Below are 25,799 nucleotides of genomic sequence, written 5' to 3'. Positions count from 1 at the left end.
AAAAATGAGTACTCTAGTATTTATCATGATGCTCTCTAATTAATAGCTTTGTATGTCTTCTTTAAACGAGCGACTACTATAATCGACGTTATTGCAACAGCTACGACGACGACAATCATACCAACGATGGGGTAGTTACCTGGGAGGAAGGCCGTTAGGCCAATGATCATCCCACCAAAGATCAGAATACGTGACGCAAAGGAACGTAATTGCTTTTGCAAGCGTGGATTATCATTATTAGATCCTAAACCAAGCAGATACAGGTCTGCTAAGAAATTCAAACCTAACAATTTCATTTTTATCACGGAAATAAATACTTCTTGTAGATTTCCCTTAGAATGAGCAGGTTCTTTAGGAAGTTTACTGCGTTGGATATGTGGTAAATAGTTCCCTATCATAATGAAATAGATGGCGATCACAATAGAAACGATAGTCGGCACTCTAAAAGGGACCTGATAATTCAAAGGTTGCAATAAGATAACCGTGTGAAGAACCAACAGCAACAGCATCATAAAAACAAGCAGGGCATTGAGCATACTTTTTAATCGTTGAATATCCATATATTTACGTCCAATAAAAGGAGCTAGTCGGAACAAAGTGAAAATAAACAACATAATAACAGGAATTAAAGTGACAATAAATTCTTTTCGAGTAGCCCAATCTACATCACTATAAGTTGCTAGGCGATTCGGTAATGCAGGGTACGTCCACACACTAACTCCAATAGCTATCATAATCAAAGCAAGTGGGATAAACCATCCCGTCCACAAACGAAGTTTACTTACGGTTTTAGTCAAAATAATCACATCTCCTTTTCATTTCGGAAATCAATGAGCCACTTTAGTACGCCTTGAAAAACAGTGGTATTTAACGAATAAACAATATAATTCGCTTTTCGCTCATCCCACACCAATTCAGCTTCCTTCAAAATATTCAAATGGCGTGAGATGCTGGGTTTACTGATATCAAAATGTTCAGCTATTTCCCCAGCCGTTAAATCTTTTTCTTTTAAAAGTTCTAATATCTCCCTTCTCGTAGGATCAGCAAGGGCTTTGAACACTTTGTTAATAGCCATATTTAACCTCATTTCTACATACATTTTGGTATTTGGGAGCTTTTAATTTATCTATTTAGCTATTTAGCTATTTAGCTAAATCAGAAAATAATATTTTTAATTTAACATAGAAAAAACATTCTGTCAAAACATATCAGTAAATGAGCAAGAGTGAGTAATCCGCTCCATTTAGAGAAAAGGGTTCATCTGAGCTGTCACTTCAATACTATTGTAATAACTAATCAAATGGTTTACCATAAAATGGGAATTAATGAAAGTTGTTTTCTGTTTGTCACGAGTATGATCCTAGTGCCTATTATTGCTCATCAGTAATCGCTAAAGGAGATAATAATGTGATTAATTCACATGATCTTAGGTTTATACCCTTGTCTATCAGTGACTTGAAGCTAAGCGTCAAACAGCCCACACCTTGACACCAAGATGAGGGCTGGAATTTTAGGTTGAGATTAGGCTTTTAATACCCGACAGATCGCTGACAAAGCGGATGACCAAGGCAAAAATGGGTCCAGCGCTTCCGTATCTTTTAGATCAGGGAGCTGTGGAAGCTGTTCAAACAGAAACTTCAAGTACTGGAACGGATTCAGTCCATTCTCTTTTGCCGTTTCCATCACGCTGTAGATCACGGCACTGGCCTTAGCTCCGCGTGGAGTGTTTGCAAAAAGCCAGTTTTTGCGTCCAATCACAAACGGTTTAATCGCCCGTTCGCTGCGGTTATTGTCGATCTCCAGTCGCCCATCTTTCAGAAAAGCAGTCAACTTCTCCCACTGATTCAGGCAGTAGGTAATCGCTTGGCCCAGTGCGCTTTTCGGCAGGACCCGAGATTTTTGCTGACGTAACCATGCCGAAAAAGCATCCAGAACCGGGCGGCTGCGCTCCATTCGGACGGTTCCTCGTTCTTCCGGCGTCCCTTCCTTCAGTTCTCGTTCAATCGCGAACAACTGATTGCAAAACGTGAGCCCCTGCTGCGCGGCCGTTCCAATCCGGGCTTCCGCGGAAGGCAAGGCCTTTAAGGCTTCGTCAAACTTGCGTCGCGCATGAGCCCAGCACCCGACCAAGGTCACTTTGGCCACCTTGTGGTAACCCGCATACCCGTCCACGTGCAGATATCCACTGAATCCAGCCAAAAAGTTTCGGGGATGCTCCCCACCACGCGTCGGGCGGTATTCATAACACACGATGGGCGGACCCATGCGTCCGGTCCGGTACAGCCACAGATAAGACGGTGACTCCGCGGACTTCCCAGGCTCACGCAGCACCTGCAGCGTCGTTTCGTCCGCGTGCAGAATATCCTGTTGCAGCAAGTGTTCTTTCATTCGCTCAAACAACGGTGTCAACCACTGATCCGCCCCATACATCATCCAATTCGCCAGGGTCTGCCGCGATAGCGTCAGCCCCGACCGGGCAAACTGTTGGCGGAAATGGCCCAAGCACAACCCGCAGCTATAAAAATCTCTCTTTTCCTCTCCACTCAAAAACAAACTCAGAACCATCAAGGAAGCCTTATTAATCAGTATTCCCAGTTGACTATCTATTATAGTTGATTATTTTTATATCATCCAAGGGCCAGAAAATTAGATCTGCCCGTCCGACAACATCCGTTAATGGTACGTATCCGATCATTCGGCTGTCCTTACTGTCCGAACGGTTATCTCCCATTACGAATAAATATCCTTTCGGTACTGTCGCATCCGAGAAATCTTCATTTGGGAAATTCTTATTATTATACAAAGCATTATTATTATGCGCATCATCGATAGCTTCCTTGATATAAGGCTCGCTAACCACTTCTCCGTTAATAGTGACTACATCCCCCTCAACCTTTACGTAATCTCCAGGAACACCGCTGACCCGTTTGATAAAATCCTTACCCTCGGAAGGCACATGAAATACAATGACCTCACCCCGGCGAGGGGATCTTATATCATACAAAATCTCATTTATAATCACTCGTTCTCTAGTATGAAAGTTAGGCTTCATTGAAGAACCTTCAACAATAAAGGGTTTGAACAAAAGCCAGCGAATCAAAACAACAAGCACTACAGCAATCGCGATTGCCTTAATCCATTCTAAAATTTCGTTTTTATTCTTCTTGAGTGGAAGTTGGCCTGTTCCTCCAACCTCATCAAGTCCTTTTTGCAAATTTTGCTGCACAACTATCATCCTTTCAGAATTCCTCTTTTTTGAACTCACAAAATACTCCGAAGAAATCGCATCCTCGGACCCCTTAAAAGGTACTTTGGAAAGTTCCCCCTCTCTCTTTTTATAAATTCCACTTAATCATATTGAGAAATTCAAACAAAAATTTAACGACTCCTTCCTCCTTCAATCCTATATCTTGTGGTCATAACAAATTCGTTCATGGCTTCCTTTTGCTGCATTAAATCACTTTATCACTTCACCGGATCACAATCGCATTATTCTGATTCTTGCGAGTATCATTCACAAGATGACAATCTATTTATCGGATTCTTAGTTTCTTCTAATTTCGTTAGCAATTGTTCATCATGAGTTATTATAATACATAATTGATCCAAGATGAGGGCTATTTGACGCTTACCACATCGTGTTCGTTTTAGGTTATGCCTGAATGTTCTTAGGAATCTGCTTCAATACTTGAATATACGGAGTTAAAATCTTTGCCGGAATTCAACTCGGAGATGAATTTCATTATCCCATCCTGTCCAACAATTGAATACCACCGGGTTACTTCATAACAAGCCAGATTGTAATTAGTTTCAGCCTCTGCTGTACCGTATGCGAATGCGGCATGCGAGTTCATTTTATCGAAATTTATATTCTGTTTCCCGTTATCCGTTTCACGGGCCCATACAGACTGATTATCCGAATACCGTCCATCAACCATAGTAGCCAGCCCTTCGTCAAACCAGGCGGGCACTCGATCCTTATTCAGAAGGCGCTCTCTAAGCTCAGCATGAACCAACTCATGGGATATTACAGCCGTATTTCTTCCTTTCGGCCCATACACAATGTAGTTTCCCCAAGAATAATAATATGTTTGCCCAGTGGGGTTTTCCGCATAATTCTGTTGCCCTTGATCTGATTGTACAAATATTAAGAAGGGAGAAGCACTCTTTCCTCCAAATACATTCGCAATAGCTTCAGTAGACACCTTAATATCTTCCAATATTCCCTTCTGCAAAGAAGGCTCCATCGACCTTTCAACGTACGTTTTGGAACCAACGGATTTCATCTCGGAATCATATTTAACCAATATTAAGTGTACTGATTTTGCGTGTGCAATAACCGGAAAAATCAGTAAAAAAACTACCAGAAAGCAAAGGTAAGCGTATACTTTAACTTTTTTAGAGGATTTCATTTTTCACCCCTTTTCCTAAGAAATTCATTAATTATTTTGAACAGCAAAAAGAGTATTGAACTCTCTTTCCTATCAGATAATTCATATGTACATTTACAAGAAAATGGGTGTCCCATATGTTTGTTTGATAAAAGAAACGGTAGTTGTCCCTTCCAATAAGGTAAGGGCATACTTCTAGCAATTCATTCATTCCTTATTTTGAAAAAAACACGAAACCTAAACTTAGGCTTCTCGTTTACGGTAAAATACAATAGCTACTATAATAAAGATCAGTGTCCATAACATTGAAATACCCGTCCCTTGCATTGGTGTAAGGACATTTATTTCATCAGAAGAAGGTAGCATATACATATAATATCCTGCCGTATCCGGAAAATAATTTTTAATACTATGTAGAAAATCTCTCGACAATGAACTGACAATGAAATAATAACCAAGCAGTACCACTAAAGCAGGCTTGCATTGGTGTAAGGACATTTATTTCATCAGAAGAAGGTAGCATATACATATAATATCCTGCCGTATCCGGAAAATAATTTTTAATACTATGTAGAAAATCTCTCGACAATGAACTGACAATGAAATAATAACCAAGCAGTACCACTAAAGCAGGAGTGGTTCGTCTTAATAAAGCACCTATAGCTGCACTGAGAAGTGTGGTTAATGTTAGATAGCCTGTTGCACCTACTAATGTTTCTATCATTATGTCCAGTTCATCCACTACTGCAGTGTCTCTCAGCATAATAAAAGGATATAGCACACCAGATGCAGCAATAATAAATGCCACAGGTATGGTTATAATTGCTAATGCCAAATGTTTCGTGAATAATTGAAGCCCGCGCCAAGGTATTGTAGTTAAAGTCGTTTGAATCTGTCCACCTGTATACTCCGAACAAGTAGCTGAGATCCCAAGAATAATGAAGCCTGCTTGAAGATATCCCATAGAAGCAAGTCCTATATTCAGTATACTTTGCGCTCCTGCTGCCCCTTGTAGAGTAACAGAAGTAAAAGCTGCGGCTAAAACTAAATTAATAACAAATGTACCCGTAAGAGTGAGCCATGTCAATGGTAATGTAACTAATTTATCCAGTTCAGCACCTAGGATTCGTGTTATCTTCCTGCTAGATGAGACACTCATGATGCAACGTCCCTTCTATGGAATACAATAGCAGCAACAATGAAAAAAACGACTATCCAGGTAAACATAACTAAACCGCCTGTGAACGGGGTGTGAAACCTGTTGTTCGTAAACATAAACATATCAGCGCCAGCCCTATCTGGTAAGTAAAACGCCAACTTTGTAACCTTAGCAAGCAGGACACTAAATGATACAACGGATGAATTTATCATGAGCACAGCAAGCGGGATGATGCCATTCTTAGTAAGCAAAGTAATCCCAAGTGCTAAAAGAGCAGTGAATGTCCAGTAACAAACTGCACCGATAAGTCTAGACCATTCAAATGCAGGGGTGTATTCACCAAGAATAAGATGCGTTGCTGACACAGTTGTCATAATAGCAACAATACATAGCAGTATGCTGATCACAGTCACAGCGCCTGCTTTTGCCAGCAAAAAATGAAGTCGGGATGAAACAACCGTTAAACTTGTTGTAATCTGTTGTCCTCCACCAGATTCACTGCTCTCTGTCAAATACTCACTGCTGACAGCAAGCACACCAAGAATAATTACACCTTGCACACCAAGAGCTAATCCGATATAACCAACTTCCGATAGCCGTGTGCTAACTCCAGCTATAATCTCCTCTTTTTGTGCTGTACTGTCCAAGGCAGCAATGACTGCTGGGGCAAATGCTCCAATGAAAAAGGCAAGCCAAATGCCCGGCAGGGAGAACAATTTAGATAGTTCCGCGTTGAATGCTCTCATACAACTTCACCTGCATTTTCAGATGTCAGGAAAAAAAAGGCTTTCTCCAGCGTGGAATGGTTACCTATTACTTCTTCCAATGTTCCATCTGCAACGATTTTCCCATACTTAATAATCACCACATCATCAACCGTCTCTGCAAGCTCTCCCATTAGATGACTGGATAGTAACACCGTGTTTCCAGACTCAGCACGTTCACGTAAAAATGTCCGAATCCAACGAATTCCTTCCGGGTCGAGCCCGTTTACGGGTTCATCTAAAACCAATATTTCTGGATCACCAAGTAATGCAGCTGCCATTCCAAGTCTTCTCCCCATACCAATGGAATAATTCCCAACTCTTTTACCAGCTGCATTAGTAAGACCTACTATTTCCAGAACTTCCTCGACACGTGAGCGAGACAATCCTGCGGCTCGGGCAATCCAACGCAAATGTGCCCGTCCTGTTCGCATACGATGAGCTCCAAATCCATCAAGTACAGCACCTACTGTTGCTAGAGGATTTTGTAATTCTGCGAATGGCTTTCCATTAATTAGTGCACTTCCTGAGGTGGCATGATCTAATCCAAGCAGGATGCGAAGTGTAGAACTTTTACCTGCCCCATTTGGACCTAAAAAACCAGTTACTCTACCTGGTCTAGCTTTAAAACTGATCCCTGATAAGATTTCTTGAGTTCCGCGATGTTTGACTACGTTATGAATTGTAAGCAACCATAACACTTCCTTTCTGTTATGGTTCTAATTATAAAGAAGCAAAGTTACATCCCGGTGATCATGTTGTTTAATTCTGGGTTAACTTTAGGTTAAGCTCTACCAATAGCTACCCTTGTGCCATTTTCATTTGATGTAAAGTCAGCTTTCAGCTTCATTTTGTTCAACATAACATTTGAAATCGATAAACCAATCCCCGCCCCGCGCTCATAGGACGAGTTACCCATACCTGGACCTCTGTCTGCAACAATGATCAATTCATTTTCTACATCAACCACAATGTTTGCATATTTCCCCTCTGCTGCATGGCGAAATATATTCTGAAATAAATTATCCAGAACCCGTGTCATCCATTTAGGATCTGCTTCCCAATAAAAAGTCTCATCTGTCGGTAAATCAACATCGAGCTGAATTTCTTGTTCTTCAAATACAGGATACCACGCAGCAACAGATGCTCTTACTAAACGTCCAATATCAGTTGAAGCGGGCTCAAAAGGATGTTTCCCTGATGTAAGCAATGTATAGGAAAGTAAATCATCCATTAGTTCTCCGACTCTTGTAATCGTATGGTTCATCTCTGTTAATGAGCTTTGTCCTTCTAAACTTATGGATTCCTTATTTAATCGGGTGATATGTCCTCTCAAAATGGTAAGAGGCGTTCGTAAGTCGTGAGATAAATTCGAAATGAGCCGATTTCGTAGTAATTCCTCATCATATTCTCGCTTGCGGCTGTCCTCAATCTGCTGAATCATCCAATTAAAAGAACCTCCTAACCGCTCTATTTCATCCATACGATCACTTTGAACCGTTATGGGCTTAGGAATTGAATGATCATTAGCTGAAAATGACATGGCCTCCTGTAAGCGGGTAATACGTTTACGAAGTCTCAAGAAGAACAGCCAAGAAATTACAACGAATGCAAGCATAATAAAACTAAACAAAAGCAGTGTAGCGTAAAATAGATTTAACGTATTGAGCTTTGCTCCATGGATAGAAGACCCAAAGAACGCGGAGAAGAAAATAAGCACAATTGGAGGGAAAAAAATAAATAGAAAATGCACTTTTAGAAAACGGCGAAATAAGGATCTGGTCTGTTTCATAGCTTCACCCGATAGCCTATTCCCTTCAGCGTTTCAATAATCTCCGGCGAATCCGGATGACGTTCCAGCTTTTGACGCAGTCGATGGATATGTACCATTAATGTTTTATCACCAGTGATATAAACTTCCTCCCAAATCGCTTCATAAATTTGTTCTTTTGGTAAAACTTGATTGGGGTGGTGTAAGAAGTACATTAGAATTTGGTGTTGTTTCCCTGTCAATATAATTTCTTCTCCTGTGTGTTTGTCAAATACCATTTGGACTTCTGGATCAACTTCAATATAATTTCCTAATGAAATGCGTTCGGAATGTGTTCCACCACTTCGACGGATTAATACTTCTAATCTTGCAACTAATTCATCCGTATGGAATGGTTTCGTTAAATAGTCATCAGCAAATTGTAAACCTTCTATCTTATCATCTATCGATGTTCGAGCAGTTAACAGCAATATAGGAACAGCAGGAGCTGCCTTTTTTAATCGTTTTCCCACAGTAAATCCGTCTAAACCGGGTAACATGATATCTAAAATAACGATTTCATGCTGATTCACTTCTTTTTCGGCTCCTTCACCAGAAAGCAGCCACTGAACTGAAAATCCCCGCTGTTCCAATTCTTCTTTTACCCAACTGCCTATCTTCTCATTATCTTCAATATATAATACGTTTCTTGTCAAGGAACATCCCTCTCTCTCAATTGCGTTTACTATTAGACAGATTAACACAATCTAAAAACCAGCAGTACGTTGAATTCTAAACTCCATTTGATCGGTCTTGAATCCCTTATAGAACAAGAACTTTTCTCTTCGTCGAATCTTCCTTTCTAAGCCCGACCCGCTTCGCTGCAAGGCAAATAACCAAAGAGTTTCAATAGCGGATTTGCCGTGCAGTCTAATAACAACCATGTACTGATGGAGCCGGTCGTTCTACACTCCCGCAAGAACATTACGGAAATCCGCGAGTTCTTTCAAGAGTAAGCGTCAAACAGCCCACACCTTGACACCAAGATGAGGGCTGTAATTTTAAGATGAGATTAGGATTTCAATACCCGACAGATCGGTGGCAAAGCGGATGACCAAGGCAAAAATGGGTCCAGCGCTTCCGCATCTTTTAGATCAGGGAGCTGTGGAAGTTGTTCAAACAGAAACTTCAAGTACTGGAACGGATTTAGCCCGTTTTCCTTTGCCGTTTCCATTACGCTGTAGATCACGGCACTGGCCTTAGCTCCGCGTGGAGTGTTTGCAAAAAGCCAGTTTTTGCGTCCAATCACAAACGGTTTAATCGCCCGTTCGCTGCGGTTATTGTCGATCTCCAGTCGCCCGTCTTTTAGGAAAGCGGTCAACTTCTCCCACTGATTCAGGCAGTAGGTAATCGCTTGGCCCAGTGCGCTTTTCGGCAGGACCCGAGATTTTTGCTGACGTAGCCATGCCGAAAAAGCATCCAGAATCGGGCGACTGCGCTCCATTCGGACGATTCCCCGTTCTTCCGGCGTCACTTCCTTCAGTTCTCGCTCCATCGCGAACAACTGATTGCAAAACGTGAGCCCCTGCTGGGCGGCTGTTCCAATCCGTGCTTCCGAGGCGGGCAAGGCCTTCAGGGCTTCGTCAAACTTGCGGCGCGCATGAGCCCAGCACCCGACCAAGGTCACTTTGGCCACCTTGTGGTAACCGGCATACCCGTCCACGTGCAGATATCCGCTGAATCCAGCCAAAAAGTTTCGGGGATGTTCCCCTCCACGCGTCGGGCGGTATTCGTATAACACAATGGGCGGCCCCAGGCGACCGGTCCGGTACAGCCACAGATAGGACTGGGTCTCTGCGGACTTTCCAGGCTCACGCAGCACCTGCAGCGTCGTTTCGTCCGCATGCAGAATATCTTGTTGCAGTAAGTGCTCCTTCATTCGCTCAAACAGCGGCGTCAGCCATTGATCCGCCCCGTACATCATCCAATTCGCCAGGGTCTGCCGCGATAGCGTCAGCCCCGACCGGGCAAACTGTTGCTCCTGGCGATAAAGCGGCTGGCTTTCCACATATTTCTGGTTCATCACATGCGCCAGAATGGACGGCGAAGCCAGACTCCCTGGGTAGACCGATTTAGGCATAGGAGCCGTAACGATCGGCGTCTGAATCTCTTCGCGTTCACAACGGTGGCAGGCATAGATCTGCCGAATGTGACGTTGGACTCTGACTTCTGCTGGAATCACGGTAATTTCGTTCCGGGTCTCCGTGCTCATGGGATGAAGGTCTCCGCCACAGCACGTACAAACTTGCTCTTCTTCGGGCAGTTCGTAGTGAAGGGTATCGACGGGTAATTTCTCCAGTTTGGCCTCGCGACTGTCCGTCCATTTTTTGCGGCTGTAGGTAATCGTCTCGGTCGGAGGCTCTTCGGAAGCCGGAGTCGCCAACACTTCGGCTTCATTAAACAGGTTCATCTCCAACTGATCCGGATGGGTTTTCTCGCTGGAGGTGCCGAAGCGTTTATGCTGGGCCAGACGGAACTGTTCTTCGTACCACTGGAGTTTAGCAGTCAGCTCGGCATCTGTGCATCCTGTTTGGCTATTTTAGTTGTATACTCTTCAGTTGTGGATGGGGAATTCGCTCGATTTTCCATACCCTAAATTTCGACAAAGCTGTTTATTTCCCTGCTACCCAAGTCTAATAAAATAAAAAAAATCTTTCAAACGACGGTCTGAGCCGTGACCTGCTTATGAGCCTGGCGCTGGTGAAGGGCAAGCCCGTCAAGCAACCAGCGAAGTTCGCGGAAAGAAACGGCAACCGGGGGGTTGCCGGGGCCCGGCCACTGGAACGTTCCGCGTTCCAGACGACGGTACAACAACCAGAAGCCATTATGTTCCCAGTAGAGCATTTTGAGTTTGTCGCGCTGGCGATTGCAAAACACAAATAGACAGGGTCCGAACGGATCGAGCTGAAAGCTCTCCTGAACCAGGGCGGCAAGCCCGTCGATGGACTTGCGCAAATCCGTGCTGCCGCCGGCTAAATAAACCTTTTCCGGCAGCGTTAGCATAGGTTCTCCAGCGCACGAACGATCTGACGCAACAGTTCGGGAGAAAATCCTTCCTGCATGTCAATGGATGCCGGTCCTATTCGAAGAGTCAAGGAGGCTACCGGGGATTGCGGGGTCAAAGTAACGGGGATAAAGCGCGGTGCAGAAGTCCGAGGGGTCACGGGATCTAATTTGCGAAGCCAGTATTTTAATTGATGCGGCGTGACCCCATGACTGTGGCACCAGACGGACATGGTTTGTCCACTGGTCCGATAGTTCGCGATGCGTTCGGTCCATTCCTTCTGGCGTTGTTGTGCTTTGGTCATCGGGCAGATCTCCTTGATTTAAGATATGCCTATGATCTCATGACTGGTTTAAGATCTACAGGTGTGCTAGGTTTGACGCTTACCCTCCAAGTTATTTGGCCCACCATTTCCTTTAAAAATGTTATCACTCACACTACAATAAACCCAATCCATCTCAGTACGATCAATTTTGATAATTTGAAACATCTTATCTTCTAACCATGTCCCATCTAGGTGTATATCAACAGCCCAACCAGGATTATCTAGCGTTTCAATTTTAATACCATACCCGTGCTCCCGGTCTCCATCACAGTTTTCTAAGTACCAATTTTCCAGCCATTTTAATCCACTCATATTTCATACCCTTTAAGTACAGTTTGAGTACAGGCCCTAGATAGCATAAACGCTGATGATATTTTATTATTCAATTTGAAACGTTTCCAATATAATACTGACGACTTGTTCTCTGGTGATATACCCAATCCCAAGTCGCCGCTTAAAAATCTATTTATCAGGATTATGACTTGTCAAAGATTTAAGAAATTTATCGTCTTCGTCTTTTATTTCTCAATTCCTGGGCAGCAATATCAATTAAGACGAAAAAGACATAACCACATAAATTAAAGATGAAGATATCATAATTTAGTGCTACGTACTCTTTAAATGATACAATACTCTTTACATACATTAGAAAAGTGCATGAAAAATAAAAATACAACCATAATTGAGTCAAAATAGATAATAATGGTACCTTGCTTTGGATTCTCCGAAAAAATAGAGTTTTGCTTAGCCAGGAGGGAATATAAACACGAATAAATCCGTCTCCTCTCTTCGCTATAACTGAAGATACAATCCATAATAGTGCAAATCCACCAATTACAGCATAAAACCCCTTTAAAAAAATAATCATACTCACCCTTTCCCAATTTTGAAGAAAGCCCGCTACATTGAGCAGGCCTCCAACATGAAGTTTATTTATTTAATTAAATAATTCATTGAATTTCTCATAAGCATTCTCGGCCTTATCTTTGATAGTAGATGTGATATCTTTAAAATCTTCATAGCTTGTTATAATTGATCCTGCAATTCCCCTCCCAGTTCCAGAGGTAAAAGCCTTTCGTGTAGTGGTTCTTATCGTTTCTTCCGCTATATCTAATCCTGATTTAGTCCATGTTGCACCCATATTAGCCATTCCGCTTAATTTGGATAAACTATTCGTAGCGGCTTTAACTTCAGGATCTGCAAGAGCCCCTTTTCCTCCTAGTAGTCCCGATACTGCACCTGTGCCAAAACTTACAGCAGCGTCTTTTACAGAAGTTGACTCTCCATTTAGTTTATTAGATGCCCAGGTAACCCCTGCATTTACTCCTCCACTAATGCCAGCCATTGAAAATATGCCGATCCCTGTTCCAGCTAAAGCGCCTGTAGCCGCCCCCCTACAGTGTTTACTGCCAATTCACCATAATTAAATGTTTTCCAGCTTTTATTTTCTGTTGCCACTTGATGATAAATATTAGCTCCTGCACTAATAACTCCACCCACTATGGCACCAGCTACTGTTGTAGCTATATGTCCGCTTGGATCCACGTAAATCAGGGGATTGTTCACCACATAGATATACGGGTTCTGGCTGTCCGGATGGTTAATCCGTCCTTCCCACGTATCCTCGGTGATGAATCGTCCAATACTTGGATCGTACCACCGCGCTCGCAGGTTCTGCAAGCCCGTGTTTGTATCCCCGTATTCACCGGCGTTGCGGAACGGATTACTGTACTGGTCTGCCTCTTCGGTGACCTTTGGATTTCCCCAAAGGTCATAGTCGTAGGTGTTCAAGAGCGTCTGATCCTGTTTGTACAGGTTCACTACGTCACCGTGACCGTTCTCCAGATAATAGCCTACCGTACCCCACTGATTTTTCATGCTGATCAGCTGATAACCGCGCACATATCTGGCTTTAAAACTAACCGTACTGCCAGAAATACTGCCTTCGGCGATGATATTCTCGCCGTCATAATAGAACCGGGTGGTGCTGCCGTTATTCTTCTCCCGCATCAAACCATCACCGTCGTATTTGTAGCTGGTGACAACTCCGTTGCGGGTGACCGATTTCAACTGGTTGGCCTGATCATAGGTATAATCCATTGTGTCGGTGTGCAGGCTCGAAGCCGTCGACAATTGCACCGTCCGGTTGCCTTTTACATCATAGCTATACTGTTCATTGGCTTCGCTGCTGGCGATGATTCGGTCCAACTCATCGTAGCCAAAGGTTTCGGTTTGACCGTTGGAGGTCCGCTCTGTAATATTCCCGTTGTTATCATAGGTATAGCTGTACTGGTTCAGGATCGTGCTGCCTTTCAGATGTTTCATGCCCGTCAGACGACCGAACCCGTCCTCATATAAATACTGGGTAATCAGGCCATTGCCATAGGTGATGGTATCCAGCACGCTGCCGGTATACGTATATTGGGCTTGCGTAGCTTCAGCGCCGGTACTGCTTTCTTTCAAAGACACCTTCGTCATGCGGTCATCATTGTCATACAGGTACAGCGTGATCGCTCCAAAAGGGTCGGTCATGCTCTTGCGCGTGCCGGATTCGTAATATTCGTAGAGTACCATTTTGCTGTCCGGATACGTCACTTTCCGCAGTGTGAAATCCCGGTTGTACTGGTACTGTGTCGTGCCGGTCTCGTCCGTCATCGACTTGCGCAACCCATTCTTGTAATAGGTTAAGCTAGCCGTCACCGCACTGCCAGCAGAGCCATAGTTCCAAGCGGCCATTTGAGCTTACATTACAATGCGGTCAATCGAAACTTCTACTCCTTCCATGTTCAGTACCCAATCGAAATTTTTTAACGAATTCCGGACTATATTAGAGGGCAAGGTGGCTAGCCTTACAACGTTGCCTTACCTGTATATATTGACTGGTCGTCACCAGATTTCTTTTCTGCACCGTAATCATCGTTGCAATAGTCAGTTATGTTGCGGACAAAGTGCTCTTTACTTTGTCTGTCTATAATCTAGTTGTCGTGCCGGACAGCTTAAAAGTTGCGATTCCTGCTTCCCACCCTCTCTATCGCCACAGATCATTCTACAGTTGCGGTTGAATTTGAAAAACCGCAAGAAAGCGAAGATAACAAAAAACAGGTTCATCATGGTGGTATCTGACCATAATCGACCTGTTTTATGTAACGCTTTAGCGTTAATTAGGTTATACTTTTCAAGTATTTACGTGCGTACAAAGGAAACCAAAAATTTCTTGTAGCGGTATTACATGGGTTAGATGTGTTATTGGTTTAATGATGGGTTCATTCATTCGGCACTGGGTAGCCCCCACCAAAAAAGAAAACCTTGAAAGGCATGAAGAAGCCAATCAAGGTTATTAATTCATATCTATCAGCTATTAATATATCCTCGAACAGATTGAATCATACCTACATCCGCTGTAATTGAAGCTATTACTGATCCAGATATATTGATTATGATTAATCCTGATTCGACTTCATCTATTTCTATGTCTCCTATAAATTTGTTTCCTACTGATTTTAAAGATATATCACTAATATCAAAAAAGTCTATCTCAACAAAAACAGTATTATACCCCAAGTCCACCCATTTTTGTGGAGGTCGTTCAGTATAGATTGGTATATCAAACTCAATTGATACTTTTCGCCCTTCATCTTGAATTTTCAATGCAGATATACGAACATTTTTAAGTTGAGGAACATCATTGTATAAGTTAGAAATAAATTTGCTTCCCTGTAGTATATTATGCCACATGCAATCATCTCCTGTTTATTTTTCGAAAGGATAATGTTCTTTTGTTCCTGGAACTTTACCAGTACGTGGATACTCTTCAGGTCGAACATTAAAATGTGGGCCTTGATCACCTTTTGTATGACCTGCACCGTGATCCTGAATAATTATCTTTTCTTCATTATTATTTGTGTATTGATATTCTCTCGTCTTTATAACATTACCATTTTCATCTTTAATGACGTGTCCACCTTCGTGTTCTACGCTACGCATAGGTTCACGGCTGACAGATCCAGGTTGTTGGCTTCTAGGTATGCCTGCATCACGTTTAGCTTCATTTAGAGCACCATTTCTGCTTGGAAGAGCATTACCTGTACCCTATGTAGTAAAGCTGATTTCTTTTTTTAAATTAGTATAGTCATCTATTCCAATTACCACCAATATACGCCTTATCCTACTTGCTTTTCTATCGTTTTGGGTTCAGGCAAAACAAACTCTGTCTTGTTCTTCATCATCCCGTAAATAATATTCACCAACCGCCTCATGACGCAAACCATAGCTTGTCCTTTAGTTTTATTGTCTTCATTAATCCGTTTATGAAAGTATTCATGAAATAACGGATTTCTTGGTTTGCGACTACCTTTAGCTACTTGTATCTGTTGCATTGCTAAGTTGTAAAACAGCCCATGAAGAATACGATTTCCTTGCCTGCTTTTCATGGCTTTACCTTTCCCCGCCGAACTGAATATTACGGGGGCGATCCCTGCAAATCTGGCTAACTTATTAGGACTTGCGAAACGATGAACGTCCCCGATCTCTGCAATCAAATATCCTGCGGTTACCAAATCAATACCTGGCATGGATTCCAGCTTGTAGTCGATGTGTGTGAGAAGCGTTCGTAATTCATCATGAATGTTCTTCATTTCCTCTTGCTTGAATCGAATATCCCGAACGAAACTTTGAATGAGAAAGTCCCTGTAATGTTGATAATCTCGAGTTGTGTCCCCATCTTCATTAACAATGTTTAGGATTTCTTCTGCTTTCTTTGTGGAGCAAGTATTGTGGCTCGCTTTCCGAAGAATGATTGCCAGTTCTTCCACTTCCATACCTTCAAGTAGTTCGGGTGAGGGAAACGTGTGCCAGAATACAAGCGCACATTTCCCATCAATGTCGCAGAAAAACTTCTTGTAACTTGGGTAATGATGACTTAACTGTGCATGCAGTTGATTCTTCAAGGCAATATGCGCCTTGATAAGTCCTGTTCTGCGAGACATTAGCTGTCCGACTGTCCAGTATATGTCTTGTGGATCGGCATCAGGCACCATATCCAGCTTACTTAACAGAACTCGAGCCACGCATTCAGCATCCCAACTATCGCTTTTCTGTGTGGTTGGGTAGCTCTTTCTCTCGGAATACGATAGTGCTGAATTAACCGATTTAACGGTACACTTGTACTCTAATAAATATAATGCTAATGAACGACCAACTCCACCCACATCTTCCAATCCAAAAATCGGTGAGAATCCCTTCTTGACCTGCTTTTTCACACGTTGAAGAAACTCCCCGAAAGCACTTGGGATATTGGGGAAAGTTATTTCATCCAGCTTTTCATTCCAGCAATTGATCACTACTGCAGTGTGAGTGCCTTTATGCACATCCACCCCGATATAAATATGCTTTTCCTTAAAATGACGCATTGTATCCCTCCATATCGTTAATGTTGAAAAGAATGTCGGCAACCTCAGTTCGAGCGTTAGTCATATGACCCGCATTGGCACGCCAGCCAGTCCATTCTTTCCTGTACAAAACGATATATAATAATATCCATCACTTTTTTAAGTAACGTTTGAAAATAATTTTAGATAATGGCTTGATGCTGTCCAACCGCTTCAATACTTCCATAGATATACGTTCCCCGATACATAGATTCATGATCGAATATGCGCTTGATCTGTACCTTGGTGAAGGCTTTGCCTTGATATGTATGATAGCCTTCTGAATTCAGTTGTTCAGCAAATTGCGTTAATGTCCACATGGAATGGCTTACTTTCAATTCAAATAATCGCCGAACAATATTTGCCTTCTCTTCATCAATCGTTATCGCCTTTTGTCCCTTGTTAGATTTGTATCCGAAAATTATGCCACCGCCAGCGTAACCGCCTTGTTCGGCTTTCTTACGTCTTCCTCTGCCAAGCTTCAAAGTAATTTCTAAGCGTTGATACTGATCAAGCAGTTCCAACATTCCGTTGACAAGAAAGTCATTGGGATCATGAGTGAATATGCTGTAATTCGGTTGTTCGATGGATTGCACATCGACTTGATTCCGTTTCAATTCTCGTTGAATTAATACTTTTGCCATGTCTGAACGCCATAAGCGTGAAGTGTTTAGTACGATGACGGACTGAATGTTCATGTGTGGCAGCTCAGCAAGCATGTTCTGCAAGCTTTCTCGTTCAACCGTGAGTCCTTCTTCATCGACTTTTGCTCCACTTATTCCTCGATCTTCATAGATGCGAATGAGATTCAAGTTGTTCTCCTGACAGTAATGTTGAATTTCATCGACTTGGTATGACAGACTGTATCCGTCTCTTGCTTGTCCTTGCGTGGATACTCGGACATAACCAACGGCATTTCGCATGTTTCTCCCCTCTCTCGGTTACAGCATTAGAAGTTGCTGTAACTCAACATGTTTCCCCGACATCTGATACTGAGTGATTGTATGAGAACGGTCGTTTGCTGACAAGAGAGGGATTTAGACTTCTACTTGCAAGGGCTGTGGTTCCGCAATTACGTGCATGAGGAGCATACCCGGCTCAAGACTAAGTGATAGCTGCATTTCATGCTGATCGAAATTAACGTGCATGAGGTATCGGTTTCTCCTATTCACTTGTGTGCTCGTCCTCATTTTCAGTTATGCATTGTCGCTTGCGAGTTTCGATTTTAGGACGTTCTAATGATGTAGGTAATAGGTGAATATAGGGTAAAGAAAAACCTTGATTGAGCAACGAGCACTCGATCAAGGTTTTTTCAAGTATAAAGCGTCTCATATCTTTAATGATTAATAATCAGTCTTGGGTGACTTAATAAATTCATCTATCGGTACTATCATTCCATGGTCGTTATCGATGTAGATTCCTTGCAAATAATTATCTTGACTTAATATTTGTATCATCCTTTGTTTAGAAGTATAAGTCATCATGATAAAATGCGGGTTTTGAAACGGGATCTTTTCAAATTCTTCTGTCTCATAATCATTTATTATGTTATCCACTTCATCATAAAACACATGATCGACACCATAGTCTACAACAAATCTTTTATCATCAATATCGGCAGTCTTATTTGCACCAAAATGCACTATGTTCCGAATTGATTTGAGATTCAAATTATCTCCAATTAATATAATCCATTGCATATTTACACCTCCTGCCCTGTCTATCTCCCTACATAATTTATTAAATCATCTTGATTAGTAAACACCTTGAATCCTTCCTTTTGTGCTCCTTTAACTACCGCTGCATTTGGGCTTTGATCAGGCAAATAAATAATAACCTCTTTATTTGAACTGGATGCTGTCCTTGAAGCCTGACCAGTTGCACCTTTTCCCGAACCTGATTTGACCTGTATTATCGCATTATCAAGTTCGATATCATAATCTGTTAACTTAGTTCCATCTGGTCGATACACGTTTTTATTAACATCGACGACTCTGCCTGGATATTTCGCTTCAATTGCAGTTGCAGTTTCCCCGACATATTTGTCAGGTGAAGTGAATGTCCTTGCATTACCCGATACCTTAGCCACGGAAGACACCGCGTCGGATACATCATCCACTTTATTTAACGATCGAAGCGGGGCGCTCGCACTAGGAACGAAAGGAATCGCTGCTGCGGCAACATCCAGACCCATATAACCTACATTTTCCCAACTCGGGTCTTGTACAAACTGATACGTGTCATAAGCAAGAGAAGCTATGTCAAAGATTACATCAAAAATATGTCCGCTTGGATCCACGTAAATCAATGGGTTATTCACCACATAAACATACGGATTCTGACTGTCCGGATGGTTAATCCGTCCTTCCCACGTATCCTCGGTGATGAACCTTCCAATACTTGGATCGTACCATCGCGCTCGCAGGTTCTGCAAGCCCGTATTGGTATCCCCGTATTCACCGGCGTAGCGGAAGGGATTGTTGTACTGGTCTGCCTCTTCGGTGACCTTTGGATTTCCCCAAAGGTCATAGTCGTAGGTGTTCAAGAGCGTCTGATCCTGTTTGTACAGGTTCACTACGTCACCGTGACCGTTCTCCAGGTAATACCCTACCGTACCCCACTGATTCTTCATGCTGATCAGCTGATAGCCTCGCACATATCTGGCTTTAAAGCTAACCGTACTGCCAGAAATACTGCCTTCGGCGATAATATTCTCGCCGTCATAATAGAACCGGGTGGTGTTGCCGTTGTTCTTCTCCCGCATCAAGCCATCACCGTCGTATTTATAGGTGGTTGCGGTGCCGTTGCGAGTGACCGATTTCAACTGATTGGCCTGATCATAGGTATAATCCATCGTGTCGGTGTGCAGGCTTGATGCCGTCGACAATTGCACCATCCGATTGCCCTTGACATCATAGCTATACTGTTCATTGGCTTCGCTGCTGGCGATGATCCGGTCCAACTCATCATAGCCGAAAGTTACAGTTTGACCGTTGGAGGTCCGCTCTGTAATATTCCCGTTGTTATCATAGGTATAGCTGTATTGATTCAGGATCGTGCTGCCTTTCAGATGTTTCATACCCGTTAGACGACCAAACCCGTCTTCATATAAATATTGGGTAATAAAGCCATTGCCATAGGTGATGGTATCCAGCACGCTGCCGGTATACGTATATTGGGCTTGCGTAGCTTCGGTGCCGGTGCTGCTTTCTTTCAAAGAGACCTTCGTCATGCGGTCATCATTGTCATACAGGTATAGTGTGATCGCTCCAAAGGGTCGGTCATGCTCTTACGTGTGCCGGATTCGTTATATTCGTAGAGTACCTTCTTGCTGTCCGGATACATCACTTTCCACAGCGTGGAATCCCGGTTGTACTGGTACTGTGTCGTGCCGGTCTCATCCGTCATCGACTTGCGTAGACCATTCTTGTAATAGGTGAAGCTAGCCGTCACCGCACTGCCTGCAGAACCATAGTTCCAAGCGGCCAACTGATTCCGCTCATCATACGTATGCAGCGCTGGATTGCCCAGCCGATCGGTACCGTCCGTCAGGTTTCCGTTGTCATCATAACCATAGGTTTCGGTACCCTCGGTAGTGTCGGTTTTGGAGATGCGCTGACCCAGCTCATCGTAAGCATACGACGTTTGAATCTGTCCACCGATAGATTTGCTGGTAGTCTGCCGCAATTTGTTGTAGCCGTAAGAAGAAATTTGCTCCTGTCCGTTAATCGTCTGTTTCAGGTCACCCAGCAAGCCTAGACCATTGCCTTGATAGGTCTCCTGATTTCCATTTCCATCTGCAGACGAGACCCGGAACGGATCCTTTCCGACCTCATAGGCCGTGGACCGTTGTAAAATGTCACTCTTCGTGGGGTCGCTGTTCAGTTGCTTGGTGCTGGTCATGCGGCCTAATTCATCACTAACCGATTCGGTCGTGGCACTGCTGGTCAGTGTGATCGGTGATGTGGTCGTAACCGTTCGCAACATATCATTGAAGGAAGCACCCATCTCAATATTCATGGGCGAGATGCCTGATTTGCCGCGTCCGACATTGTCATAGTCGTAACGGGTCGCACGGTCGAGCGCATCCTTCACAGTAATCACTTCACCTAACCCATTATAGAAGTACGACTGCTTCGTCACCGTTTTATGGGTAGCCGTGGTGCTGTCCATCACCGTATTGGCGGCGGGGGCCTTCACTTCGCGGATGCGGCCGAGGCCGTCATAGATGCTAAGCGTTTTATTGCCCTCTTCGTCTATTCCTTGGGTGGTATAGGTCTGGTCTGTCGTGTTATAGGTATAAGAAAAGGTCCGTTCCGGCTTGGCCGATTCGCCGGTGATCATCGACGATTTGATGTTGGTCACGCGTCCGACCAGATCGTATTGCGTCTCATATTTGCGGCTGGCGACGGCACTGGTACCTGCCTTGACCGCGTTGGGATCCAGGTAACTCTTCTCCCAGCCAGTACCCGAAGTGTATTCGTATTTCTCTTCAAGGGTATGGGTCGTCCCGTTCTTGGTGACCTGTTGCTTCACACTGACCGGGAACAGACTGTTGCTGTCATAGGTATACGTGGTCAACTGGTTTTTGTTGTCCTCCAGCAGTAGCTTGGTCGTCAAGACATTTCCGTACGTATCATAGGTATACTCGGTAGTGTCGGTCTGCTCAGTGGTGTCCGACAAGTTATTCTTATATTTCTGCTCTGACTTGGTAACTTCCGGCTTCGCCCCGGAGACCGTTTGGATAAACTTTTGGGTTACTGGACTCCCCGTTGTCAACCCATACGTCGTTTCCTCACTTACCGGTAGGCTGCGGAATGTGCCGTGATACGTATACGTGGACCGATAATTTTTGGGGTCCGTATACGTCAGCACATTGCCATAAGCATCGTACGTATACAAATTCTCGGTGTAAGTGGATTCCTCGCTTTCGTCTAAGCTGTAATAACTCTGGCGAATAGCCGTGGCCAGTTCACGCTGTGTGTCATAGGTGTAGCTGGTGGATTCTTTGTACTCCCCTTGTTGTTCTGCCGTAGAAGTCGTTAGTAAATGCTTATAGTTATAAGTCTTGCTTTCGATCAGCCGGTTCTGCAGTTGTCGCGGTGTCGACTGTTAAAGTTGAGATTTATATTTTTCTCACCGTCCCTATCGTTGTATAGTAATCTACAGATGCAAATGGAATTTGAAAAGACCTGTCGAATGTATCGGTATAGCGATATTTAAGTTATAATATCCAAGCATTTCTTGTGCGTACAAATAAAATGAAGAAATTTTTGTAGCTGCATTACATAGGTTAAGTGTGTTATTGGTTGAATGATGGGTTCATTCGTCACCCGCCCCCACCAAAAGAAAAACCTTGAATGGCATGAAGCCAGTCAAGGTATCTAAAATTAAATATTGTAACTATATATGTCCTTTTCATTAGAAAACATCTTTGGGTTTGAGTAACGCTGCTCGAATTGCCGAACTGCCACTAGGCACAAAGGGTACAGCAGCTGACAGGACATCCAAACCTACATAACTTGCATTGGACCAACTCGGATCTTTTACAAATTCATACGCGTCATATACAAAAGATGCAGCGTCCACTATGGTATTCAAAATATGACCACTCGGATCGACATAAATTAGCGGATTATTGATGACATAAATATACGGATTCTGGCTATCCAGGTGGTTCACCCGTCCATCACACGTATACTCGGTGATGAACCTTCCGATGCTTGGATCGTACCACCGTGCGCGTAGGTTCTAAAAGCTGGTGCCTTCATCCCAGTGCTCTCCGGCATAGCGGAACGGTTTCCGTACTGGTCCGCTCCTCCGCTACCTTAGGATTTCCCCAAAGGTCATAGTCGTAGGTATTCAGGAGTGACTGGTCCTTCTTGTATAGATTAACCACATCACCGTGACACGGTTCCCCTTGATACTTCATGCTGAGAGTCTGATAGCCGCGCACATATCGGGCCTTGAAGCTGACGTTGCTGCCGGATATGCTACCTTCCGCAATGATGTTCTCTCCGTCATAGTAGAAGCGGGTGGTGCTACCGTTGTTTCTCTCCCGCATCAGCCCGTCGCCGTCATATTTATAAGTCGTTACTGCTCCGTTGCGGGTAACTGATTTCAGTTGGTTGGCTTTGTCGTAGGTATACTCCATGGTATCGGTGTGAAGATCCGGTGCCGTGTACAGCAGGGTCAGATGGTTGCCCTTCTTGTCATAACTGTACTGCTCATTGGCTTCACTGCTAGAGATAATGCGATTCAGCTCATCGTAGCCAAACGTTACACTCTGTTCGTTCGAACCTCTCTGCGTAATATTGCCGTTATTATCGTAATTGTAGCTGTACTGGTTCAGAATGGGTTATTCTGAAGAGCCTTTCCTATCTTCATGTAATTATTTTCTATCGCTTTTCGTATGCATTGCCATGTAATGTGAAACAAAACCTACAGCAACACCAAAAATAGTATAAATAATCTTCCTGCTTACGGACCATTCGTCAAATAATAACCAAACTAAAGCAGGAATGCCAATTCCTGTAAATAAACCAATAATCATTGCTTGGGTTTTTATGGACATAATTCAAATCCTCCTCTTACCGTATTGGAAAGTCAACTTTTTAATCAAACTTAATAATAGAGACATATCGCTTACAAAGGGGTCAAGCTCCACTCTTGTCTTCTTATCAAGATAGATATAAATATGCTGATTTACTAACTCCAATTTATTGATCTGATCCATATCTATTTCTTTTATTTTAAAAAGAGACTTTATAATCAACTTATTTTCAGTAAGTATATACTCTCTTCTAAAGAGATAGAGCATTGCTAAAATACTAAGAAAGATAAAAACAAAACCAATCCATATTCCAATATTATTTCCTTCAATCCATCCTTTTATGATCACCGACATCCCCACTAAAACAATAAAACAACCACACACATATAACCATTTTTGAGTCCTAAATGATAATGGGAATGTGTATTTACTTAAGCTGACAGACACATCCTCACCGGCTTTCTTAACTAAATATCTAGTAATTATAATTACCATCGCAATAGTTCCAACTGGAGAAATGATGTCAAAGAAATAAAGCAAATTATCGCCCCGCTTTTAGACAAAGGTTAACATTAGAGCCTGGAAAATTCAAGTGTTCTTTAACCAGGATCTAACATGTGAATTGATTTAGTAATCTATACTTTTTAGTCTGAGAGTCTTTCTAAAACAACTTCTATCGCATCTATTCCATACGAGATAGCATTGTTAGTAGGATTTCCAAAGTTAGTTCCTCCCCCTTTAAAACCTTCAAGTAAAGTCTCCCTAATACTAAAAGGTTCATCGTTAGCCACAAGTTGTTCAACAGCATTTCCAACCGCACTTCCCACAGCACCGGAAGCAGCCATTAAAATAGGCACTCCTGACGTTGCAAACCCTCCAGTTATTGCTCCTTCAACCAGCCCTCCTGCTGCTGCTGCTGCTAATATATCGTCTCCTGCTAATATTGCTTTAATAGATTGATAACCAGCGTTACCTATTGCACCAGCAATGGCTCCTGCCACACTCCAATAATAATTTCCACTCGGGTCCACATACCTAAGCGGATTATTCACCACATAAACATACGGATTCTGGCTGTCCGGATGGTTAATCCGTCCTTCCCACGTATCTTCGGTGATGAATCGCCCGATGCTTGGATCGTACCATCTGGCTCGTAGGTTCTGCAAGCCCGTGTTAGTATCCCAATATTCACCGGCGTAGCGGAACGGATTACTGTACTGGTCTGCCTCTTCGGTGACCTTAGGATTTCCCCAAAGGTCATAGTCGTAGGTGTTCAAAAGCGTCTGATCCTGTTTGTACAGGTTCACAACGTCACCGTGACCATTCTCTAGATAATAACCTACCGTCCCCCACTGATTTTTCATGCTGATCAGCTGATAGCCCCGCACATATCTGGCTTTAAAGCTAACCGTACTGCCAGAAATGCTGCCTTCGGCGATGATATTTTCCCCGTCATAATAAAAACGGGTGGTGCTGCCGTTGTTCTTCTCCCGCATCAAGCCATCGCCGTCGTATTTGTAGGCAGTGACGACACCGTTGCGAGTGACCGATTTCAACGGGTTGGCCTGATCATAGGTATAATCCATCGTGTCGGTGTGTAGGCTCGAAGCCGTCGACAATTGTACCGTCCGGTTGCCCTTCACATCATAGCTATACTGTTCATTGGCTTCGCTGCTGGCGATGATCCGGTCCAACTCATCATAGCCGAAAGTTACAGTTTGACAGTTGGAGGTCCGCTCTGTAATATTCCCGTTGTTATCATAGGTATAGCTGTACTGGTTCAGGATCGTGCTGCCTTTCAGATGTTTCATGCCCGTCAGACGACCAAACCCGTCTTCATAGGCATACTGGGTAATTAGGCCATTGCCATAGGTGATGGTATCCAGCACGCTGCCGGTATACGTATATTGGGCTTGCGTTGCTTCAGCACCGGTGCTGCTTTCTTTCAAAGACACCTTCGTCAGGCGGTCATCATTATCATACAGGTATAGCGTGATCGCTCCAAACGGGTCGGTCATGCTCTTACGCGTGCCAGATTCGTTATATTCGTAGAGTACCGTTTTGCTGTCCGGATACGTCACTTTCCGCAGTGTGGAATCCCGGTTGTACTGGTACTGTGTCGTGCCGGTCTCGTCCGTCATCGACTTGCGCAACCCATTCTTGCTGCTACTCCGTTCTTCCCCCGAAGTTTCTAAGTCAATTACATATCGACTGTATAGAGGAGCGTGCTTATATGAGTGAATGGTCTCTGCTTGATTAGGCTGTTAGATTTATTGGAATATCAATTCAGTCTGTTTTCTTTATTTTTGGCAAGAAGATCATACTCTATGAGAGATATACTGGAAGAAGAGCGAAATTAGATCATAC

Annotated in this window: 25 protein-coding genes and 3 pseudogenes; all 28 read right to left on the bottom strand. The window is 43.3% G+C overall.

Features of this window, described 5'->3' with window-relative positions:
- Positions 1–35: 35 nt before the first annotated feature.
- Positions 36–797 (bottom strand): SdpI family protein, encoded by a 762-nt coding sequence (locus H1230_RS12670; protein ID WP_239715799.1) that lies wholly within the window; start codon positions 795–797, stop codon positions 36–38.
- A 5-nt stretch (positions 798–802) separates the two neighbouring features.
- The gene (locus H1230_RS12665) at positions 803–1,075 is read right to left on the bottom strand and encodes an autorepressor SdpR family transcription factor (RefSeq protein WP_275591214.1); all 273 of its coding nucleotides are present in this window, start codon (positions 1,073–1,075) and stop codon (positions 803–805) included.
- Positions 1,076–1,521: 446 nt separating this feature from the next.
- Positions 1,522–2,520: pseudogene (tnpC, locus tag H1230_RS12660) on the bottom strand (IS66 family transposase); the annotation flags it as partial.
- 79 nt (positions 2,521–2,599) lie between these two features.
- A complete protein-coding gene (lepB, locus tag H1230_RS12655) occupies positions 2,600–3,235 on the bottom strand; it encodes a signal peptidase I (protein ID WP_239717280.1) in 636 nt (211 codons plus the stop codon).
- Positions 3,236–3,668: 433 nt separating this feature from the next.
- Positions 3,669–4,235: a hypothetical protein gene (locus H1230_RS12650; protein WP_239715798.1), complete on the bottom strand. Its 567-nt coding sequence runs from the start codon at positions 4,233–4,235 to the stop codon at positions 3,669–3,671.
- Positions 4,236–4,800: 565 nt separating this feature from the next.
- On the bottom strand, positions 4,801–5,550 hold the full coding sequence (locus H1230_RS12645; RefSeq protein WP_239715797.1) for an ABC transporter permease: 750 nt from the start codon (positions 5,548–5,550) through the stop codon (positions 4,801–4,803).
- Positions 5,547–6,296, bottom strand: a complete 750-nt coding sequence (locus H1230_RS12640) for an ABC transporter permease (RefSeq protein WP_239715796.1) — start codon at positions 6,294–6,296, stop codon at positions 5,547–5,549. The genes H1230_RS12645 and H1230_RS12640 overlap by 4 nt, the downstream gene beginning before the upstream one ends.
- A complete protein-coding gene (locus tag H1230_RS12635) occupies positions 6,293–7,015 on the bottom strand; it encodes an ABC transporter ATP-binding protein (RefSeq protein WP_481857137.1) in 723 nt (240 codons plus the stop codon). Before H1230_RS12635 ends, H1230_RS12640 begins: the two co-directional genes overlap by 4 nt.
- Positions 7,016–7,098: 83 nt before the next feature.
- Positions 7,099–8,106 (bottom strand): HAMP domain-containing sensor histidine kinase, encoded by a 1,008-nt coding sequence (locus tag H1230_RS12630; RefSeq protein WP_239715794.1) that lies wholly within the window; start codon positions 8,104–8,106, stop codon positions 7,099–7,101.
- On the bottom strand, positions 8,103–8,780 hold the full coding sequence (locus H1230_RS12625; protein WP_239715793.1) for a response regulator transcription factor: 678 nt from the start codon (positions 8,778–8,780) through the stop codon (positions 8,103–8,105). Before H1230_RS12625 ends, H1230_RS12630 begins: the two co-directional genes overlap by 4 nt.
- Before the next feature lie 356 nt (positions 8,781–9,136).
- A pseudogene (gene tnpC / locus H1230_RS12620) lies at positions 9,137–10,713 on the bottom strand (IS66 family transposase).
- A 66-nt stretch (positions 10,714–10,779) separates the two neighbouring features.
- A complete protein-coding gene (tnpB, locus tag H1230_RS12615; RefSeq protein WP_239715792.1) occupies positions 10,780–11,127 on the bottom strand; it encodes an IS66 family insertion sequence element accessory protein TnpB in 348 nt (115 codons plus the stop codon).
- Positions 11,121–11,432: an IS66 family insertion sequence element accessory protein TnpA gene (tnpA, locus tag H1230_RS12610; protein WP_239715791.1), complete on the bottom strand. Its 312-nt coding sequence runs from the start codon at positions 11,430–11,432 to the stop codon at positions 11,121–11,123. The genes tnpB and tnpA overlap by 7 nt, the downstream gene beginning before the upstream one ends.
- Positions 11,433–11,498: 66 nt before the next feature.
- Positions 11,499–11,765, bottom strand: coding sequence for an immunity 53 family protein (locus H1230_RS12605; RefSeq protein ID WP_239715790.1), 267 nt, complete (start codon positions 11,763–11,765; stop codon positions 11,499–11,501).
- A 625-nt stretch (positions 11,766–12,390) separates the two neighbouring features.
- A complete protein-coding gene (locus tag H1230_RS12600; RefSeq protein WP_239715789.1) occupies positions 12,391–12,798 on the bottom strand; it encodes a hypothetical protein in 408 nt (135 codons plus the stop codon).
- A 26-nt stretch (positions 12,799–12,824) separates the two neighbouring features.
- On the bottom strand, positions 12,825–14,189 hold the full coding sequence (locus H1230_RS12595; protein WP_239715788.1) for an RHS repeat-associated core domain-containing protein: 1,365 nt from the start codon (positions 14,187–14,189) through the stop codon (positions 12,825–12,827).
- 615 nt (positions 14,190–14,804) lie between these two features.
- Positions 14,805–15,188 (bottom strand): Imm50 family immunity protein, encoded by a 384-nt coding sequence (locus tag H1230_RS12590; RefSeq protein ID WP_239715787.1) that lies wholly within the window; start codon positions 15,186–15,188, stop codon positions 14,805–14,807.
- Positions 15,189–15,203: 15 nt separating this feature from the next.
- The gene (locus tag H1230_RS12585; protein ID WP_239715786.1) at positions 15,204–15,437 is read right to left on the bottom strand and encodes an HNH/endonuclease VII fold putative polymorphic toxin; all 234 of its coding nucleotides are present in this window, start codon (positions 15,435–15,437) and stop codon (positions 15,204–15,206) included.
- Positions 15,438–15,613: 176 nt separating this feature from the next.
- Complete coding sequence (locus H1230_RS12580) at positions 15,614–16,861, bottom strand: IS110 family RNA-guided transposase (protein ID WP_239715785.1); 1,248 nt, start codon at positions 16,859–16,861, stop codon at positions 15,614–15,616.
- A 161-nt stretch (positions 16,862–17,022) separates the two neighbouring features.
- Complete coding sequence (locus tag H1230_RS12575) at positions 17,023–17,802, bottom strand: recombinase family protein (RefSeq protein WP_239715784.1); 780 nt, start codon at positions 17,800–17,802, stop codon at positions 17,023–17,025.
- Between the two features lie 420 nt (positions 17,803–18,222).
- Positions 18,223–18,579: a hypothetical protein gene (locus tag H1230_RS12570; protein WP_239715783.1), complete on the bottom strand. Its 357-nt coding sequence runs from the start codon at positions 18,577–18,579 to the stop codon at positions 18,223–18,225.
- Between the two features lie 20 nt (positions 18,580–18,599).
- Positions 18,600–20,096 carry an RHS repeat domain-containing protein gene (locus H1230_RS12565; protein WP_239715782.1) on the bottom strand — a complete coding sequence of 499 codons (1,497 nt, stop codon included), beginning with the start codon at positions 20,094–20,096 and terminating at the stop codon, positions 18,600–18,602.
- 11 nt (positions 20,097–20,107) lie between these two features.
- Entirely contained in the window at positions 20,108–21,781 is a 1,674-nt protein-coding gene (locus H1230_RS12560) for a hypothetical protein (protein ID WP_239715781.1), read from the bottom strand.
- Between the two features lie 519 nt (positions 21,782–22,300).
- A pseudogene (locus H1230_RS12555) lies at positions 22,301–22,615 on the bottom strand (RHS repeat-associated core domain-containing protein); the annotation flags it as partial.
- A 31-nt stretch (positions 22,616–22,646) separates the two neighbouring features.
- Positions 22,647–23,192, bottom strand: a complete 546-nt coding sequence (locus tag H1230_RS12550; protein ID WP_481857171.1) for a hypothetical protein — start codon at positions 23,190–23,192, stop codon at positions 22,647–22,649.
- A gap of 78 nt (positions 23,193–23,270) precedes the next feature.
- Positions 23,271–23,453, bottom strand: coding sequence for a hypothetical protein (locus H1230_RS12540; protein WP_239715778.1), 183 nt, complete (start codon positions 23,451–23,453; stop codon positions 23,271–23,273).
- A 3-nt stretch (positions 23,454–23,456) separates the two neighbouring features.
- The gene (locus H1230_RS12535; protein ID WP_239715777.1) at positions 23,457–23,972 is read right to left on the bottom strand and encodes an EbsA family protein; all 516 of its coding nucleotides are present in this window, start codon (positions 23,970–23,972) and stop codon (positions 23,457–23,459) included.
- Positions 23,973–24,076: 104 nt separating this feature from the next.
- Positions 24,077–25,573 carry an RHS repeat-associated core domain-containing protein gene (locus H1230_RS12530; protein WP_239715776.1) on the bottom strand — a complete coding sequence of 499 codons (1,497 nt, stop codon included), beginning with the start codon at positions 25,571–25,573 and terminating at the stop codon, positions 24,077–24,079.
- Positions 25,574–25,799: the final 226 nt, after the last annotated feature.

The organism is Paenibacillus sp. 19GGS1-52, from assembly GCF_022369515.1.
Classification (GTDB): domain Bacteria; phylum Bacillota; class Bacilli; order Paenibacillales; family Paenibacillaceae; genus Paenibacillus_AQ.
The sequence above is the reverse complement of the archived record's forward strand: the minus strand, read 5'-3'. Positions and strand labels throughout refer to the sequence as shown.

Bases quoted from the DNA above. Each gene is read 5' to 3' on its own strand.
- H1230_RS12600 (WP_239715789.1), bottom strand. From the start codon at position 12,798: ATGGCTGGCATTAGTGGAGGAGTAAATGCAGGGGTTACCTGGGCATCT.
- H1230_RS12630 (WP_239715794.1), bottom strand. From the start codon at position 8,106: ATGAAACAGACCAGATCCTTATTTCGCCGTTTTCTAAAAGTGCATTTT.
- H1230_RS12585 (WP_239715786.1), bottom strand. From the start codon at position 15,437: ATGCGTAGCGTAGAACACGAAGGTGGACACGTCATTAAAGATGAAAAT.
- H1230_RS12665 (WP_275591214.1), bottom strand. From the start codon at position 1,075: ATGGCTATTAACAAAGTGTTCAAAGCCCTTGCTGATCCTACGAGAAGG.
- H1230_RS12540 (WP_239715778.1), bottom strand. From the start codon at position 23,453: ATGTCCATAAAAACCCAAGCAATGATTATTGGTTTATTTACAGGAATT.
- H1230_RS12530 (WP_239715776.1), bottom strand. From the start codon at position 25,573: ATGACGGACGAGACCGGCACGACACAGTACCAGTACAACCGGGATTCC.
- H1230_RS12590 (WP_239715787.1), bottom strand. From the start codon at position 15,188: ATGTGGCATAATATACTACAGGGAAGCAAATTTATTTCTAACTTATAC.
- tnpB (WP_239715792.1), bottom strand. From the start codon at position 11,127: ATGCTAACGCTGCCGGAAAAGGTTTATTTAGCCGGCGGCAGCACGGAT.
- H1230_RS12575 (WP_239715784.1), bottom strand. From the start codon at position 17,802: ATGCGAAATGCCGTTGGTTATGTCCGAGTATCCACGCAAGGACAAGCA.
- H1230_RS12580 (WP_239715785.1), bottom strand. From the start codon at position 16,861: ATGCGTCATTTTAAGGAAAAGCATATTTATATCGGGGTGGATGTGCAT.
- tnpA (WP_239715791.1), bottom strand. From the start codon at position 11,432: ATGACCAAAGCACAACAACGCCAGAAGGAATGGACCGAACGCATCGCG.
- H1230_RS12595 (WP_239715788.1), bottom strand. From the start codon at position 14,189: ATGGCCGCTTGGAACTATGGCTCTGCTGGCAGTGCGGTGACGGCTAGC.
- H1230_RS12645 (WP_239715797.1), bottom strand. From the start codon at position 5,550: ATGAGTGTCTCATCTAGCAGGAAGATAACACGAATCCTAGGTGCTGAA.
- H1230_RS12570 (WP_239715783.1), bottom strand. From the start codon at position 18,579: ATGCAATGGATTATATTAATTGGAGATAATTTGAATCTCAAATCAATT.
- lepB (WP_239717280.1), bottom strand. From the start codon at position 3,235: ATGATAGTTGTGCAGCAAAATTTGCAAAAAGGACTTGATGAGGTTGGA.
- H1230_RS12605 (WP_239715790.1), bottom strand. From the start codon at position 11,765: ATGAGTGGATTAAAATGGCTGGAAAATTGGTACTTAGAAAACTGTGAT.
- H1230_RS12640 (WP_239715796.1), bottom strand. From the start codon at position 6,296: ATGAGAGCATTCAACGCGGAACTATCTAAATTGTTCTCCCTGCCGGGC.